Raw genomic sequence first — 17145 nt, 5'->3', positions numbered from 1 at the left:
TGCGACGCGCGCGGTGCGCTCACGCGGCCTTCGCGTCGCGTTGCGCGAGCGCCGCGTCGATCGACGCTGCCGCGCGCTTGCCGTCCTGCACGGCCTGCACCGTGAGGTCGATGCCGCCCGTCGCCGCGCAGTCGCCGCCGGCCCACACGTCGGGCCATGCGGTGCGCCCGTCCGCATCCACCGCGATACGCGTGGCGTCCGCGGTCAGCAGCGCGGCTGCGCCATCGTCCGGCACCAGCGTCTGGCCGATCGCCTTCAGCACCATGTCCGCTTCGACGGTGAAACGCTCGCCCGATGCCGCCTCGAACTCGACGCCCGTCACCTGCCCGTTCGCGCCCGCCATGCGCACGGGTTTCGCGTGCGTGACGAGCGTGACGCCGCTCTTCTGCGCGAATTCGCGCTCGGCCCACGTCGCGCTCATCGCGTCCACGCCACGCCGGTACACCATCGTCACGCGATCGGCGCCGAGCTTGCGGCTTTGCACCGCCGCATCGATGGCCGTGTTGCCGCCGCCGATCACGACCACGCGCCGCCCGACCGGCACGTTCTCCAGCGCGTCGGCCTGCCGTACCTGCTCGATGAAGTCGACTGCGTTCATCACGCCGTCCAGTTGTTCGCCGTCGATCGCAAGCGCGCGCACGCCGGCGAGGCCCATCGCGAGAAACACCGCATCGTGCTGCTCGCGCAGCGCGTCCAGCGTGATGTCGCGGCCAAGCGCGACGCCGGTCTGCAGCGTGATGCCGCCCACCGACAGCAGCCACTCGACTTCACGTTGCGCGAAATCGTCGACGGTCTTGTACGCGGCGATTCCGTATTCGTTGAGACCGCCGGCCTTCGGGCGTGCGTCGAACAACGTGACGCGATGCCCGGCGAGCGCGAGCCGGTGCGCACACGCGAGCCCGGCCGGCCCCGCACCGACCACCGCGACGTGGCGGCCCGTGTCGGGCGCGCGCGTGAAGCGCACCGCGCCGGTCGCCATCGCCCAGTCGGTCGCATGCCGCTGCAGCGCGCCGATCGCAACGGGCTGCGCATCCTGATGATTGCGCACGCATGCGCCTTCGCACAGGATCTCGGTCGGGCACACGCGTGCGCACATCCCGCCGAGCGGATTCGCCGACAGGATGTCGGTCGCGGCGCCCTTCAGGTTGCCGTTGCCGATCTTGCGGATGAAGCTCGGGATGTCGATCTGCGTCGGGCAGGCCTGCACGCACGGTGCGTCGTAGCAGTAGTGGCAGCGGCTGGCGGCGGCCGCTGCCGCAGTCGGATCGAGCAGCGGCGCGATATCGGCGAATTCGCACGAGAGTTGCGTGGACGACAGGCGATGCGCGGCGATATCGCCGGTTGGCTTGGTGGTCATACGCGTTCCTTCGACTGGGTGGAGACAAAGCCGTCCCCGCCGGCTGCGAATGCACAGTCGGGGCGGTCATCATTATCAGGAATGCTACGGTCAGGCGGTACGCAGCCTGCCGGCTGCTACGGTCCTTGCGTCATGAAGCCGGCTCGCATGCGCGCGACAGCATCGCGTGCAGCAGCACGTTCGCGCCGGCCTCGATCCATGCGGGCGTCGCGTCCTCGATCTCGTTGTGACTGATCCCGTCGACACACGGCACGAACACCATCGACGTCGGCGCGACCTGGGCGAGATAGCACGCATCGTGCCCCGCGCCCGACACGATGTCGCGATGCGAGTAGCCGAAGCGATCGGCCGCACCGCGCACCGCTTCCACGCATGCGGAATCGAACGCGACCGGCTTGTAATAGAAAATCTGCTCGAGCTGGGTCTCGAGCCCGATGTCGGCCGCGATGCGCGCCACACCGTCGCGCAATGCAGCATCCATCTTCGCGAGCACCGCGTCGTCCGGATGACGGAAATCGACGGTGAAGAACACGCGTCCGGGAATCACGTTGCGCGAATTCGGGTAGACCTGCATCATGCCGACCGTCGCGCAGCCGAACGGCGCATGATCGAGGCCGATCCGGTTCACCAGATCGACCACGCGCGACGCACCGAGCAACGCATCGCGCCGGCGCGGCATCGGCGTCGGCCCCGCATGCGCTTCCTGGCCGGTGAACGTGATCTCGTACCAGCGCTGCCCCTGCGCGTCGGTGACGACGCCGATCGTCTTGCACTCCGCCTCGAGTATCGGCCCCTGCTCGATATGCAGTTCGAACGCCGCGTGCAGCTTGCGCCCGCCGCACGGCACGTCGCCCGCGTAGCCGATGCGCGCCAGTTCCTCGCCGATCGTCTTGCCGTCCACGTCCTTGCGCGACAGCCCGTATTCGAGCGGGAAGACGCCCGCGAATACGCCGGATGCGACCATCGCGGGCGCAAAGCGCGAGCCTTCCTCGTTGGTCCAGATCACGACCTCGACCGGATGCTCGGTCTCGATGCCGTGATCGTTGAGACTGCGAATGACCTCGAGGCCGCCGAGCACGCCGTAGATGCCGTCGAAGCGGCCACCCGTCGGCTGCGAATCCGCGTGCGAGCCGGTAACGACCGGCGCCGCATCGGCCACGCGGCCCGCGCGGCGCATGAACACGTTGCCCATCGTATCGACCGTCACCGTGCAGCCGGCGGCCTTCGCCCAGCCGACGATCAGGTCGCGGCCGGCCTTGTCGAGATCGGTCAGCGCGAGCCGGCACACGCCGCCCTTCGGCGTCGCACCGATCTTCGCGACTTCCATCAGGCTGTCCCACAACCGCTTGCCGTCGACCTTGATCGACGTGTCGAAAGCTGCCCGCTTCACTGTTTCCGATACCGCGTTCATTCGTATCGCTCCTGTGGGGTCGGTGATGTCGTCAGCCCGGTCTGTGCCGGTGCGTGCAATACCTGTTTCGGGGCAATCCCGCCCATGCGCGGTGCATGTCCCGGTCGTGTGCGAAGTTCGTCCGACGAATCGCCGGAACTGCCTTCCGCCGCTCGTCGAATCCTGTCCGATTGGACAGGTTTTAGACGATCAAAATGACCAAAGCAATGTCTTTCTTTCGTGGATCGATAGAGCGAGAAACGTGCCATCGCAACGCAGCATCGCTGTGGATGCGCCGTTTCCGCATGCGTGCGTTCGACGCGGATCAGCGGCTAGAATGAAGCCCAACGCGGCATGCCCGCCGCGCGAGGGTAACGATGAGACATGACGAGGCGGCAGCCGAAGCGACCGACAGCGACGAAACGTCCGCGCCTTTGCGGCGACGCAAGGCACACATCCGCGAGTCCAACGAAGCGCATCTGCTCGCGTGTGCAGAGGCCGTGTTCGCGGAACGCGGGCTCGACGGCGCGAGCACCGCGATGATCGCGGAGCGCGCGGGCCTGCCGAAAGCCAACCTGCATTACTACTTCCCGACGAAGCTCGCGCTGTACCGCCGCGTGCTCGACGACCTGTTCGAGGACTGGCACCGCGCGGCCGGCACGTTCGAGGCCGGCGACGATCCAGTGGAAGCGATCGGCGGCTACGTGCGCGCGAAGATGGATCTGTCGCGACGGCGCCCGCTCGGCTCGAAGGTCTGGGCCAACGAGATCATCCACGGTGCCGCGCACATGCAGGACATCCTGTCGCAACGCGTAAAGCCGTGGTTCGACACACGCGTGAAGGTGATCGACGGCTGGATCGCGCGCGGGCTGCTCGCGCCGATCGATGCGAATGCGTTGATGTACCTGATCTGGGCGACCACGCAGCACTATGCGGATTTCGATGCGCAGATCCGCGCGCTGAGCGGCAAGCGTGCGTTCACGCAGAAGGCGTTCGCCGAGACGACCGAGCAGGTCGTGCAGCTCGTGATCCGCGCGTGCGGTGCGGTATCGCCGCACGCGAAGGCATAGCGCAACGCGAATCGCCATTCACTGAAAACGAAGCGGGCGAAGGTCAACGCGCAGAGACGGCCTGCGCGATGCCCTTCGCCCGTAGCGCGATACGGTCAGCGTGCCGTATCGCGCGTGTGCGTCGTTACGTGCGTGCTACGCGTCAAGCGACCCGCTCGATCGCGATGGCCGTCGCCTCGCCGCCGCCGATGCACAGCGATGCGATGCCGCGCTTCAGGCCATGCGTCTCGAGCGCGGCCAGCAGCGTCACCATCACGCGCGCACCCGACGCACCGATCGGATGGCCGAGCGCACACGCGCCGCCGTGCACGTTGACCTTCTCGTGCGGCAGGTCGAGATCGCGCATCGCGGCCATCGGTACCACCGCGAACGCTTCGTTGATCTCGAACAGGTCGACGTCGCGCAGGTTCCAGCCGGTTTTCTCCGACAGCTTGCGCAGTGCGCCGATCGGCGCGGTCGCGAACAGGCCCGGCTTGTCCGCGTAGGTCGAATGCCCGACGATCACGGCCTTCGGCGTGAGGCCCAGGCGCTCGGCTTCCGAGCGGCGCATCATCACGAGCGCGGCCGCGCCGTCCGAGATCGACGACGCATTGGCGGCCGTCACCGTGCCGCCTTCGCGGAACGCCGGCTTCAGCGTCGGGATCTTGTCGAGTTTCGCCTTGCCCGGCTGTTCGTCGATCGACACGACGGTTTCGGACTTGCCGGCCTTCACGGTCACCGGCGCGATCTCCGACACGAAATGCCCTTCGGCGATCGCGCGTTGCGCGCGCGTCAGCGACGCGATCGCGAACGCATCCTGTGCGTCGCGCGTGAACTGGTACGCCTGCGCACAGTCCTCCGCGAACGTGCCCATCAGGCGGCCCTTCTCGTACGCGTCCTCGAGCCCGTCGAGGAACATGTGATCGAGCACCTGCCCGTGGCCCATCCGCATCCCCGCGCGCGCCTTCGGCAGCAGGTACGGCGCGTTCGTCATGCTCTCCATCCCGCCCGCGACGGCGACACCCGCCGAGCCCGCCAGCAACAGGTCGTGCGCGAACATCGCAGCCTTCATCCCCGAGCCGCACATCTTGTTGACCGTGGTCGCGCCTGCCCCGAGCGGCAGTCCGGCCTTCAGCGCGGCCTGCCGCGCCGGTGCCTGGCCCTGGCCCGCCGGCAGCACGCAGCCGAACACGATTTCATCGATACGCTCGGCTGGCACGTTCGCGCGCTCGAGCGCCGCGCGAATCGCCACCGCACCGAGGTCGCTCGCGCTGGCTGCCGCCAGGTCGCCCTGAAAACCACCCATCGGCGTACGCGCCGTGCCAACGATTACGATCGGATCCTGAGTCGTCATGATTCGCTTCCTCCAGTGTCAGCGCGGTGCCATGCGCAACGCGCCATCGAGACGGATGACTTCGCCGTTCAGCATCGTGTTTTCGGCGATGTGGCGCACCAGCGCCGCAAATTCTTCCGGGCGGCCAAGCCGCGGCGGGAACGGCACGCTCTTGCCGAGCGCGTCCTGCACGTCCTGCGGCATGCCGGCCATCATCGGCGTCGCGAAGATGCCCGGCGCGACCGTCACCACGCGAATGCCGAACCGCGCGAGCTCGCGCGCGATCGGCAGCGTCATGCCCACGACACCGCTCTTCGATGCCGCATACGCAGCCTGCCCGATCTGCCCGTCGAACGCCGCGACCGATGCGGTGTTGACGATCACGCCGCGCTCGCCTTCCGCATCGGCGTCCTGCTTCGACATCGCTTCGGCGGCCAGCCGGATCATGTTGAACGTTCCGACCAGATTGATCGACACCGCGCGCGCGAAGCGGTCGAGCGAATGCGGACCCTCGCGGCCCACCACCTTCTCGCCCGGCGCGACGCCCGCGCAGTTGACGAGCGCGTCGATGCGGCCGAACGCGTCACGCGCGGCGGCGACGGCCGCCTGGCCGTCGGCTTCGCTCGTCACGTCGGTCTTCACGAAGCGTGCAGCCTCGCCGAGCGCGTGCGCGAGGCCCGACCCGGCCTCTTCGTTGACGTCCAGCAGCACGGCCTTGCCGCCTTCCGCGACCACCATGCGCGCCACCGCGGCGCCGAGGCCCGACCCGGCGCCCGTGATCAGAAAAACGCGATCCTTGATATTCATTCGCAATCCGTACAGTGTGTGTTCAGGGTTGAGCGACCTTGTCGGCTTCCATCTTGCGCAACACGAAGCGCTGGATCTTGCCGCTCGGGGTTTTGGGCAGCGCATCGACGAAGTCGATCGCGCGGGGATAGGCGTGAGCGGACAGCCGCCGCTTCACGTGCTGGCTCAGTTCCTCGGCCAGTGCCGGCGTGCCGTCGAAGTCGTTCGACAGCACGACGAACGCCTTGACGATCTCCGTGCGCTCCGCATCGGGCACGCCGATGACCGCGGCCTCGCTCACGGCCGGATGCTCGATCAGCGCGCTTTCCACGTCGAACGGGCCGATCCGGTAGCCGGACGACGTGATCACGTCGTCCGCGCGGCCGATGAAGCTCACGGTGCCGTCCGGCTCCAGCTCGACGTTGTCGCCAGTCCGGTAATAGCCGCCCGCGATCGCCGGCGTGTCCTGCTGCCAGTAGCCGTGGAACCACAGCAGCGGCGAGCGCGCGATGTCGATTGCGAGGTTGCCGGGCTCGCCGGGGCCGAGTTCGCGGCTCGCTTCGTCGAGCACCGCGACGCGGTAGCCGGGCATCGCGAAGCCGGCCGAACCGGCGTGGACGGCATGCGCGAGGCCGTGGTGGTTGTTCACGACCATCCCGAGTTCAGTCTGGCCGTAGTGATCGTAGATCGGCGCGCCGAGCGCCGCGTCGAACCAGCGCACGACTTCCGGATTCAACGGCTCGCCCGCACTGCTGACCACGCGCAGCTTGCCCTTCAGCCGCGCCGCCGCTTCCGTCCCGGCCGCCATCAGCATCCGGAACGCAGTCGGCGAGCCGGCGAGGCTCGTGATCCCGAGCCGTTCGATCACGTCGTACGTGCTGTCGACCGTGAAGCTGCCCTCGTAGAGCGTCGTCGCGTGGCCGAGCATCAGCGGGCCCGTGATCGCGTAATAGAGCCCGTATGCCCAGCCCGGATCGGCGATGTTCCAGAACCGGTCGCCCGCACGCAGGTCGACCGCTTCGCGCATGTACGCGCTGAACGCGAGCAGCGCGCGCAGCGGCACCGGCACGCCCTTCGGCAAACCCGTCGTGCCCGACGTCGACATCATCATGAACAGGTCCGACCCCTTGCGCAGCACCGGTTCGAACGAGTCGGACCGCGCATCGAGCGCCGCACGGAAATCGATGTCGTTTTCCGGCAGCGTCTCGCCCGGCTCGCGTACCGTCGCAACGGTCGGGCAAGCGGCGATCTCGTCGAGCTTCGCGCGATTCGCGACGTTGGTCACGACCAGGCGCGCGTCGCTCATGCGCAGCCGGTGCTCGATCGCCTTCGGGCCGAACGCGGTGAACAGCGGCTGGTAGACGGCGCCCGCGCGCCACGTGCCGAGGATCGTCGCGACGAGTTCGGGCGTGCGCGGCAACAGGCCCGCCACCACGTCGCCCGGCTTCACGCCCTGTGCGACCAGCAGGTTCGCAACGCGTGCCGACAGCGCCTTCATCTGCGCAAACGTGTAGCGGCGGTGCTGCCCGCCGGCGTCGATCCAGTCGAGCGCGATCGCGTCCGCGGACGCGTGCCGGTCGCAGCATTCCACGCACGCGTTCAGGCCGCGCTCCAGGTCGCCGTGCAATTGCTGCGCGGCGGTCTCGATACTGAATCGGGCCACGGCGTCGGCGTAGGCCGGCACCGCCCGGGCGGTAGCTCCATCAGGCATGCGTGTCTCCTGTGCGTTATGGCCCCCGGCGAGCCAGGGGCGCGACGGGGATAGCTCGATAGTAGACAGCCCGCACATTGCAATCAATGACAAACAGAATCTAGAATCGTGATCGCTTTTGCCATGTCGGGAGGATGCAGGAAAATGGGGCCGCAGATGATTTCGCCGGACTTCGTCGACGACGCGCTCGCGTGCCTGCGCCGGCAACGCATCGCGACGGCGCCCGTGCTGCGCGCTGCCGGCCTGCCGGCCGCCGTGCGCGAGCCCGTCACGCCGCAGCAGTACGGCAGGCTATGGCTTGCGATCGCCGGCACCCTCGACGACGAATTCTTCGGGCTCGCCGCGCGCCCGATGCGGCACGGCAGCTTCACGCTGCTGTGCCACGCGGTGCTGCACGCCGGCACGCTCGACAAGGCGCTGCGGCGCGCGCTGCAGTTCCTGCGCGTGGTGCTGGACGAGCCGCACGGCGAGCTCGTCGTGGCCGACGGGCAGGCGCAGATCGTGCTGACGCAGACGGGCGCGCCCTACCCGGCGTTCGCGTACCGGACGTTCTGGTTGATCCTCCTGGGCGTCGCATGTTGGCTGATCGGCCGACGCATCCCGCTGCAACGCATCGACTTCGCGTGCCCGAGCCCCGACCAGCGCAGCGACTATCACCAGTTCTTCGGCGTGCCCGTGCATTTCGACCGGCCCGACAGCCGGCTCGCATTCAACGCCGCCTACCTCGCACTGCCGACGATCCGCTCCGAGCAGGCGCTGAGGACCTTCCTGCGCGGCGCGCCCGGCAACCTGCTCGTGCGCTACCGGCACGATACGGGCTGGGTCGCGAAAACGCGTGCGCAGCTGAAGATGCTGCCGGCCGCCGAGTGGCCCGACTTCGATACGCTGGCCGTGCGCGTCGGCACGACGCCCGCGACGCTGCGGCGGCGTCTGCGCAGCGAAGGACAAAGCTTCGCGGCAATCAAGGACGAGTTGCGCGGCGCGCTCGCCCAGTCGCTGCTGCGCGGGCACACGCTCAGCGTCGCGGAGATCGCCGTCGAGCTCGGCTTCACCGAGCCGAGCGCATTTCATCGCGCGTTCCGGAAATGGACGGGCACGAGCCCCGGTGCGTTCCGTCGGGACGTGCATGCGGCCGAGGCGGAACCGGGAAGTGCGAGCGGATGATGCGGCAGGCGGCCGTTGACTGACGTGCAGGGCCGACATGGAAACGCTCACTCGACACTGATACGATGCTGCCAGCCGGCTGCCGTTCGTTGCCGATGGTTGTCGGCAAGCGACGGCGAAGACACGACCCACCACTACCGCTCCCGCTCCGATGCAAGCCACCGACTTTTCCGACACTGAACTGGCCGACCTGCGCGCGCACGGCATCGTGCTGTTTGCCGACCGCGTGATCTTCGACGCTCAGCCGCCGATGCCGGCCGACCAGATCGCGGCCGTGCAGGCCCGCTGTCACGGCGACCTTCCGCCCGCCCTGCTCGAGCTGTGGCGCACGACGGCCGGCGGCAGCCTCGATTACGACCTGACGCTGGAGATGAACGGACACATCGAAGCCATCAGCTGGGGGGAGCTGTTCTACAACGGCAGCAACGGCTACCGCGACCTGGAAGGCTGGATCGACCACGAACTCGAACTGGCCGAGGAAGCCGCCGACGAGCATTCACGCCCGTGGAGCGGCAGGCTCGACGTGTTGCCGTTCGGCGGATTCGAGTACTGCGACCGCATCTACGTCGTGACGGACCCCGATGCGAAGGATCGCGGCCACGTGCTCGCGTGGAAACAGGGGCTGCCGCCCGCGTGGCGCGGCGCGATGCACGAGGACGGCCTCGCGACGGTCGCGCCGGACCTGTACGCGGCATTCGGCGCCCTGCAGCTCAATGCGGACCCGCTGGAGCCCGGCGGCGAAAATGGCACCGGCGCGACATTGCTCGACTATATCGACGAACGCCAGACCGAGCACGGCCTGGCGGCATCGCTGGGAGACAAGGTGATCGCGTTCTATCGCCGGGCCGTGATCGACTGGCGCACACCGTTCGCCGACGGCACGCTCGCCGCCCAACCGGCGCTCGCGCGCCACGCGTTGCGACATGCGATCGACCACGACGACGCCGCGCTCACCGTGCAACTGGTACCGCTCGTCGCGAATCTCGGCGCGGCACTCGCCGGCAGCTCGAACCCGACCGACTATGCGCTGCGGCGAAAGAAATTTGTCGCTGCGAGCGCATTGCTCGAATCCGGCGCACCGGTCGCGCCGGATTCGCTGGCGTCCGTGTCCGGCACGGTGCCGCCCGCGCTGATTCGCGCGCTGCTCGACGCAGGCGTGCAGCCGGATGCCGACGCGATGGCACGCTGCGTCGCCGCCGGCGGCACCGACAGCGCGCGCCTGATCGGCGCCGCACTGTCGGCCCGAGGCGTCGATGCGGCGTCTGCCTGCCGTTCGGCGATCGCGACGCTGCTGCACGAACTCGAGACCGACATCGCCCGGGTCCGCGCCGGCAAGCTCCGCCACCATCTCGGCCTCGACGGGCTCGAAGCCCACGCCGAGCGCCTGCGGACATTCATGCCGTGACGTGACGCGCACTCAGCGGGAAACGCCGTCGACGCTGGCGATATCCCGCAGCGGCCGCGAGAACAGCTTGCAGCCTGCGTAGTAGACGAGCGACGTCAATGACAAACCGACGATCCACGACACGTCCGCACCGCCGAGCCGGCTCGCCAGTTCGCCGGTATGGAGATCGGTCGCCATGAACGGTGCCTGCGCGACGATACCGATGAAATACGAGCCGACGGCGATCGTGTTGAAGCGTCCGTAGATGCCGCCGTCCTGCCGGAAGAACGAATCGACGTCGTACTCGCCGTGACAGACGAGGTAGTAGTCGACGAGGTTGATCGCGGTCCACGGCACGAGCACGTAAAGCAGCAGCAGGATGAAATTCGTGTAGCCGGCGAGGAAATTGTCCTGCCCGAACAACGCGATCGCGAGTGCAATCGCGCACAGGACGATCGCGGTGATCGCCCGTGCACGCGCCTTGCCCGACCACGACGGAAAGAGCGTCTGCAGCACCGTGATGGCCGACAGCGCGCCGCAATACAGCTCCATCGCATTACTGGCCGCGATGCCGAACGACAGCACGACGATCACGAGTACGCTGATCCCTTGCGTGAGGCCCGTGAGGCCGCTCACGACATTGCCGTCGGGCGTCGCAAGGCCCACCAGGCAGCCGAGCAGCATCGGGAAGAACGAGCCGAGCACGCAGCCCCAGTAACTCGACCAGAACGCCGTGCGCGGCCCGGTATCGGGCGGCAGGTAGCGCGAATAGTCCGACACGTAAGGCGCATAAGCGATCTGCCACAGCGCGGCGACCGACATCGCGCCCAGGAAGCCGGACAGGTTCAGCGAATGCTTCGAGAAGGTATCGGCGGGCAATCCGTGCACGAAAATGATCCATGCGAACGCCAGCACGAGTACGCTGCCCGAGCACCAGCTCAGCAGCCGCGCATACGCGTGGATCAGCTTGTAGCCGTAGATCGACCCGAGCAGGCTGATCAGGCCGATCGCCACGACGCCCGCATCGAGCGGAATGCCGGCGCCGAGGCTGTGCAGCGCCTGCCCGCCGAACACGCAGTTCGATGCGAAAAAGCCGACGTACATCACGACGACCAGCCCGACTACGAGCAGCGCGCCGAACGACCCGAACTGCCCGCGGGTCTGGATCATCTGCGGCACGCCAAGCTGCGGCCCCTGCGCGGAATGCAGCGCCATGAAGACCGCGCCGATCAGGCTGCCGACGAGCGTGGCGAGCGCCGCCCACCAGAACGGCTGCTTGAACACCGTGGTCGCGAGCGACCCGGTGACGATCGTCAGCATCATGATGTTCGATCCGAACCAGATCGTGAACAGGTCCTTCGCGCTGCCGTGGCGCTCGGTCAGCGGAATCGGCTGGATGGTGCTTTCCTCGAGATGAGCAATGGACTCGCCCTGACTCATTTCGTCTCCTTGTTTATGTTGTGGTGTTCGCGGGTTCGGCGGCTGGAGGGTGACCCGGAATGCCTGGCGCACGTGAAGCGCGGGTCCTGCAATGAACGCTTTCCTCTCATTTGCATTCCTGATCAATAGGCGGTCGATAACGCATCGCTTTACATGACTGCCGCCTGCGGCACTCCATTCTCAACGTGTCGGGCAGCCGCTCCTGTGGACGAGCGAATCCGGTCCGCTTTCGGAGCGTAACCCGTGGTTCGGTGCGCTTCCGCCCGTCTGTTGCCGGACGGAAGCGCGTCGCTCGACGGTCAGCAGTCGATCCCGAGCACTTCCCGCGCGGTGGCATCCACGGCCTTGCGCATCGTGTCGACCAGTTCATCGATTTGCGCGTGATCGATCACCAGCGGCGGTGCAACGATCAGGCGGCCATTCGTCGAACGCACGATCGCGCCGAGTTCGAACCCGACCGTCCGGCTGTGCCAGGTCAGGTCCGCCTCGTTCGCAAAGCGCTCGCGCGTCGCCTTGTCCTTCGCGAACTGGATCGCGCCGACCGCGCCCACGCCCTGGATCTCGCCGACGAGCGGATGGCCGTCGAACGCCTCGCGCAGCGCCTTCTGCAGATACGGCCCAGTGTCGGTCTTCGTCCGTTCGACGAGGCCTTCGCGCTCGAGCACGTCGAGGTTGGCCAGCGCGACGGCGGCCGCGACCGGGTGCCCCGAATAGGTCAGCCCGTGCGCATAGACGCCGCCCTTGTCGACCAGCGCATCGCCCACGCGCCGGCTCATGATCAGCCCGCCCATCGGCACGTAACCCGAGGTCAGCCCCTTCGCCATGCAGATCAGGTCAGGTTCAAAGCCGAAATGGCGGTGCGCAAACCATTCGCCGGTACGGCCGAAGCCGCCGATCACTTCGTCCGCGCAGAGCAGCACGTCGTATTGACGGCAAATGCGCTCGATCTCCTGCCAGTAGCCGTCCGGCGGAAAGATCATCCCGCCCGCCCCCTGGAACGGCTCCGCGACGAACGCGGCGACGCGGTCCGCGCCGATCTCGAGAATCTTGCGCTCGAGCGACAGCGCGGCCTGTTTGCCGAATGCCTCGGGGCTCAGGTCGCCGCCATTCGCGTACCAGTACGGTTCGTCCACGTGCGTGATGTTCGGAATCGGCAGGTCGCCCATTTCATGCATGAATGCCATGCCGCCCAGCGACGCGCTGCCCACCGTCGAGCCGTGATAGCCGTTCACGCGGCCGATCAGCACCTTCTTCGCGGGCTTTCCCATCACGTCCCAGAACCGTCTTACGGTGCGAATCAGCACCTCATTCGATTCGGATCCCGAATTGGTATACACCACGTGACTGAAGCGATTGCCGAGCAGCGCGAACAGACGCTCCGACAGTTCGATCACCGACGGGTGCGTGGTGTGAAAGAACATGTTGTAGTAGGACAGTTCCTTCATCTGCCGCGCGGCGGCGTCGATCAGCTCCGGCCGACCATAGCCGACGTTGGTGCACCAGAGCCCGGACATGCCGTCCAGGTAACGGTTGCCGTCGTTATCCCATAGATGGACACCTTCGCCGCGTACCATCACGCGCGCGCCTTCCTCGTTCAGCGCCTTCTGGTCGACGAACGCATGCAGGTGATGCGCGGCGTCACTGCGTTGATAGTCCTGCGTCGTACGGTGCGGAAAGTTGGGCGCATTCATGGGCGAGTCTCCGGTTCGTTGTGTGGATAAAGGCGTTGTCGTGTTGCGCGGCGCGGCCGCTCGCGGCCCGCCGCGTCGAATCAGTAACTGATCCAGGTCGTCTTCAGGCCCGTGTACTTGTCGATCGCATGCAGCGAAAGATCGCGGCCGAAGCCGGACTGGCGGAACCCGCCGAACGGCGTCTGCGCGCTCAGCGCATCGACCGTGTTGACGGACACCGTGCCGGCGCGCAGCCTGCCCGACACACGGTGTGCGCGTGACAGGCTGCCGGTCCAGACCGACGCGGCAAGGCCATAGATCGAGTCGTTCGCGAGCCGGATGGCCTCGTCCTCGGTGTCGAACGCCATCACCGACAATACCGGCCCGAAGATCTCCTCGCGCGCGATGGCGTCGTCAGGCTTCACGTCGATGAAGATCGTCGGCTCGATGAAGTAGCCCTTGCCGTCGACGCGCGGCGCGCCTCCGCCGATTGCGAGCGTCGCGCTGTCGCGGCCGCGTGCGATCCACTCGCGCACGCGCCGATGCTGCTGCTCGTCGACGATGGCCCCCATGCCGCTCGCCGGATCGAGCGGATCGCCCGGCATGAACGCAGCGGCATGCGCAATCAGGCGGTCGACGAACGCATCGTGAATCGAACGCTGGACCAGCAGCCGCGAGTTCGCGGAACACACCTCGCCCTGGTTGAAGAAGATGCCGAAGCACGCCTTGCGTGCGGCAAGATCGAGATCGTCCGCGTCGTCGAAGACCAGGTTCGGGCTCTTGCCGCCGCACTCGAGCCACACCTGCTTCATGTTCGACTGTGCGGCGTACTCGAGGAATTTCTTGCCGACGGCCGTCGAGCCCGTGAATGCGAGCACGTCGACGTCGGGATGCAGCCCGAGCGCCCGCCCCGCGGTTTCGCCATAGCCCGGCACGACGTTCAGCACACCCGGCGGCAGGCCGGCCTCGAGCGCCAGCTCGGCGAGACGCAATGCGGACAGCGGCGATTGTTCCGCCGGCTTCAGCACGACGCTGTTGCCGGCCGCCAGCGCCGGCGCCACTTTCCACGCGACCATGTCGAGCGGGAAATTCCACGGCACCACCGCGCCGACAACGCCGAGCGGTTCGCGCGTGACGACCGCGAGGTTGCCGGGGTCGGTCGACGCAACTTCGCCGTGCAACTTGTCGACGGCTTCGCCGTACCAGCTGAACAGCCCTCCTGCGGCCGGCACGTCGATGCTGAACGCGTCCGCCACGCGCTTGCCCATGTTGAACGAGTCGAGCAGTGCGAGCTCCGCACCGTGCGATGCGATGAGCTCACCGAGCCGGCAGAGCACACGCTTGCGCTCCGCCGGTGCGCAGCGCGACCAGACGCCAGATTCGAACGCGTGACGCGCGGCACGCACCGCATCGTCGACGTCCGCGGTATCGCACGACGCAACTTCCGCGATGACGGCCTCGGTAGCCGGATTGATTGCGGCAAACGTCCGGCCGCTTCGGGCCGGCACGCTGCGGCCATCGATATGCGCGAGCGTTCTCGGCTCGACTTGCGCCGCGAGACGTCTCCAGTCCGCGTGCTGATGGTTTTCTGCTGAAGTTGGGTTCATTCAAGACTCCGTTTTGACGACAGGCGTTTGTGCGTTGTTCTCCGCCTGAACTCGACCCGACGAACGACGCCAGCGGGCGCAACCGATGCTCATGACCGCCGTGAATCGCTGCAGTCGTCCGGTCGACAAACTGTCGATCATCAAAAAGCGATTTGAAAGAACAGTTTTTCTTCTCATTGAAGAGGTTATTTCTATTCATCCTGCGCGCCGCAGTGGGTTTTCCTGCCACGGCACGATCCCGGTGCCGTTTGTTTGCGCGCGATCTCGTCGGCTTTCCGGTGCGATGCAACGTGACACCCGGTGCGACGCCGGGCCGGCACGACATTGCGCCGCGGCCCGTCCGACCACATACTGGTCGGACGGTGCGAACAAGGATGCGTTCGATGGGGAATGTCGATCAGGGTGCCGCTTCGATCTTTGGCGTCATCGGAACGGCCGTGTCGTTGCTGGCGGCGATTCCGTACGCGCTCGCGATCTACCGGCGTACCGTTCGTCCGCATCTGTTCACATGGCTCGTGTGGTCGGTCGTCACGGCGATCGCGGCTGCCGGCCAGTTCGTCGCGGGGGCCGGGCCGTCCGCGTGGTGCACGGCGGCGATTGCGGTGACATGCTTTCTGACGCTGGTCGCGAGCATGTTTCGCGGCGAACGCGGCTGGACGCGCGTCGACTGGTTTTTCCTGGTCGCGGCCCTGTCGGCCATTCCGCTTTGGATGCTGACTGACGATCCGACGATTTCCGTCTGCCTGGTGACGCTGATCGAGCTTGCCGGCCTCGGCCCCACCGTCCGCAAGACGATCCGCGCCCCGTGGAGCGAGAGCCTCGCGTATTTCGCGCTGTGCGTGCTCAAGTACGCGTTGGCACTACTGGCATTGAGCACGTGGAGTATCGCGGTCGCGTTCTATCCGGCCGTCAACGTCGTTGCGTCGATCGGCATCTGCGTGGTGATGCTGGTCCGGCGTCAATCGTTGTCGGCCACGCGGTAAGCGGTATCCTTCAGTGCGGTGTGTTGCCTGCTGTCGTGGCTCGTCGATATGCACGGAACCACAAACCTTCAGAGACGATGCGAGGCCCGGAAATGGATGCAATCCGCACAGTCATCGAACCCAGCGAAGCCGCGCTTCGCGCCGCGATGCTGGCCAACGATGTCGAAGCACTCGAAGCGTTGCTCGACGACGACCTGGTGTTCACCGTTCCGACCGGCCAGGTCATCTCGAAGGAAGACGACCTGGCCGCGCATCGCAAGAATCTGCTGCGTCTCGACACGCTCGAGGTGCAAGAAACGCGCGCCTGCGCGATCGGCGAGATGATCCTGACCACGACGAAGGCGACGCTCGCCGGCCATTTCGACGGCACGGCATTCGACGGCGTGTTTGCCTATACTCGGCTGTGGCGTCGATCGGGCGCCGGCTGGCGCGTCGTCGCCGGGCACGCATCGCAGGTCATGTAGTCGCGTCGAGTTCGCCTCCCTTCGAGTCGGCAAGCTGCGAATCCGGAGTTGTTTGAGTCGATGCGAGCCGGACGATACCTCGACGAAGGTGTCGACCATGAGAGGAGACGAAATGCACAAACCATTTACCGTACGTGCTGCCCGTACCGCGGACGCGGACGAGCTCACGCGTCTGGCTCGCATTTCGAAGGCACACTGGGGCTATCCGAAGGACTGGCTCGACTTGTGGCAAGGCGATCTCACGATTGCACCGGAGACGATCGACGGGTCGATCGGTTACGTCGCGGAATCCGCGGAGGCAATCATCGGGTTCTGGGTCAGGGCGTCATCGGAATCGGATCGCCCGACACCCGGATGGCTGTTCGTCCATCCCGACCACATGGGCCGGGGTGTCGCCCGTGCGCTGTGGGAAGCGGTCCGCAAGGAAAGCGCTGCGAGAGGGATCAGGAGCTTTGTGATCGAAGCCGATCCCAATGCGGTTCCCTTCTATCTGACGATCGGGGCTGAAAAAATCGGCGAAAAGGAATCGAGCGTCGTCCCGGGCAGGTTCTTTCCGATCTTGCGGATCACGATCTGACTCGTGAGGCAGAAGGAAGCCGGTATGACCCACCGTGCAGCACTTGGGGAAGAGGTTCCGAGAGAGATGGAGTGAAATGGGGAACGCGTCGGGAGCGTTCGGTGGCGCAGAACTACCGATCGCTCGAGAACGGATGGCGCCTGAACGCATTCTGCGCCCGGTTCCGGCCATGTCAGCGATCCCGATCACTCACGCATTTCCGCCGCCGAAATGCAAAAACCCCCGCCTTT

General features: G+C 66.7%; 14 protein-coding genes. 6 read left to right on the top strand and 8 right to left on the bottom strand.

Going from position 1 to position 17145, the window contains the following annotated elements:
• Nucleotides 1-19: 19 nt before the first annotated feature.
• Entirely contained in the window at nucleotides 20-1357 is a 1338-nt protein-coding gene (locus L810_RS02420) for an NAD(P)-dependent oxidoreductase (protein ID WP_021156779.1), read from the bottom strand.
• Nucleotides 1358-1487: 130 nt separating this feature from the next.
• Complete coding sequence (locus L810_RS02415) at nucleotides 1488-2768, bottom strand: Zn-dependent hydrolase (protein WP_021156778.1); 1281 nt, start codon at nucleotides 2766-2768, stop codon at nucleotides 1488-1490.
• Between the two features lie 356 nt (nucleotides 2769-3124).
• Here L810_RS02415 and L810_RS02410 point away from each other — a divergent pair, with 356 nt between their 5' ends.
• Nucleotides 3125-3817 carry a TetR/AcrR family transcriptional regulator gene (locus L810_RS02410; RefSeq protein ID WP_021156775.1) on the top strand — a complete coding sequence of 231 codons (693 nt, stop codon included), beginning with the start codon at nucleotides 3125-3127 and terminating at the stop codon, nucleotides 3815-3817.
• Between the two features lie 142 nt (nucleotides 3818-3959).
• Here L810_RS02410 and L810_RS02405 read toward each other — a convergent pair whose 3' ends face one another.
• From L810_RS02405 to L810_RS02395, 3 genes are read right to left on the bottom strand one after another with little or no spacing between them, the layout of a single operon-like run.
• Nucleotides 3960-5150 carry an acetyl-CoA C-acetyltransferase gene (locus tag L810_RS02405; protein WP_021156774.1) on the bottom strand — a complete coding sequence of 397 codons (1191 nt, stop codon included), beginning with the start codon at nucleotides 5148-5150 and terminating at the stop codon, nucleotides 3960-3962.
• An 18-nt stretch (nucleotides 5151-5168) separates the two neighbouring features.
• Complete coding sequence (locus tag L810_RS02400) at nucleotides 5169-5936, bottom strand: 3-hydroxyacyl-CoA dehydrogenase (protein ID WP_021156773.1); 768 nt, start codon at nucleotides 5934-5936, stop codon at nucleotides 5169-5171.
• A gap of 22 nt (nucleotides 5937-5958) precedes the next feature.
• Nucleotides 5959-7626, bottom strand: coding sequence for an acyl-CoA synthetase (locus tag L810_RS02395; RefSeq protein WP_021156772.1), 1668 nt, complete (start codon nucleotides 7624-7626; stop codon nucleotides 5959-5961).
• A 144-nt stretch (nucleotides 7627-7770) separates the two neighbouring features.
• Between L810_RS02395 and L810_RS02390 the strand changes: the two genes are divergently transcribed.
• Nucleotides 7771-8790 carry an AraC family transcriptional regulator gene (locus L810_RS02390; protein ID WP_042972887.1) on the top strand — a complete coding sequence of 340 codons (1020 nt, stop codon included), beginning with the start codon at nucleotides 7771-7773 and terminating at the stop codon, nucleotides 8788-8790.
• A gap of 151 nt (nucleotides 8791-8941) precedes the next feature.
• On the top strand, nucleotides 8942-10195 hold the full coding sequence (locus tag L810_RS02385; RefSeq protein WP_021156770.1) for an SMI1/KNR4 family protein: 1254 nt from the start codon (nucleotides 8942-8944) through the stop codon (nucleotides 10193-10195).
• A gap of 12 nt (nucleotides 10196-10207) precedes the next feature.
• On the opposite strand, the gene L810_RS02380 is transcribed toward L810_RS02385, so the two are convergent.
• From L810_RS02380 to L810_RS02370, 3 genes are all read right to left on the bottom strand, one after another.
• Nucleotides 10208-11614 carry a purine-cytosine permease family protein gene (locus tag L810_RS02380; RefSeq protein ID WP_021156769.1) on the bottom strand — a complete coding sequence of 469 codons (1407 nt, stop codon included), beginning with the start codon at nucleotides 11612-11614 and terminating at the stop codon, nucleotides 10208-10210.
• 299 nt (nucleotides 11615-11913) lie between these two features.
• The gene (locus L810_RS02375; protein WP_021156767.1) at nucleotides 11914-13305 is read right to left on the bottom strand and encodes an aspartate aminotransferase family protein; all 1392 of its coding nucleotides are present in this window, start codon (nucleotides 13303-13305) and stop codon (nucleotides 11914-11916) included.
• Nucleotides 13306-13385: 80 nt separating this feature from the next.
• Nucleotides 13386-14891, bottom strand: coding sequence for an aldehyde dehydrogenase (locus tag L810_RS02370; protein WP_021156766.1), 1506 nt, complete (start codon nucleotides 14889-14891; stop codon nucleotides 13386-13388).
• Nucleotides 14892-15274: 383 nt separating this feature from the next.
• On the opposite strand from L810_RS02370, the gene L810_RS02365 reads away from it, so the two are divergent.
• The 3 genes from L810_RS02365 to L810_RS02355 all read left to right on the top strand — a co-directional run bounded on the left by L810_RS02365 (nucleotide 15275) and on the right by L810_RS02355 (nucleotide 16915).
• Nucleotides 15275-15874 carry a hypothetical protein gene (locus L810_RS02365; RefSeq protein ID WP_042972928.1) on the top strand — a complete coding sequence of 200 codons (600 nt, stop codon included), beginning with the start codon at nucleotides 15275-15277 and terminating at the stop codon, nucleotides 15872-15874.
• Nucleotides 15875-15966: 92 nt separating this feature from the next.
• Entirely contained in the window at nucleotides 15967-16338 is a 372-nt protein-coding gene (locus L810_RS02360) for a nuclear transport factor 2 family protein (RefSeq protein ID WP_021156764.1), read from the top strand.
• 112 nt (nucleotides 16339-16450) lie between these two features.
• The gene (locus L810_RS02355; protein WP_113045665.1) at nucleotides 16451-16915 is read left to right on the top strand and encodes a GNAT family N-acetyltransferase; all 465 of its coding nucleotides are present in this window, start codon (nucleotides 16451-16453) and stop codon (nucleotides 16913-16915) included.
• The last annotated feature ends 230 nt before the right edge of the window (nucleotides 16916-17145 follow it).

It is taken from the genome of Burkholderia sp. AU4i, from assembly GCF_000466765.1.
In the GTDB taxonomy this organism is placed as follows: domain Bacteria; phylum Pseudomonadota; class Gammaproteobacteria; order Burkholderiales; family Burkholderiaceae; genus Burkholderia; species Burkholderia cepacia.
The sequence above is the reverse complement of the archived record's forward strand: the minus strand, read 5'-3'. Positions and strand labels throughout refer to the sequence as shown.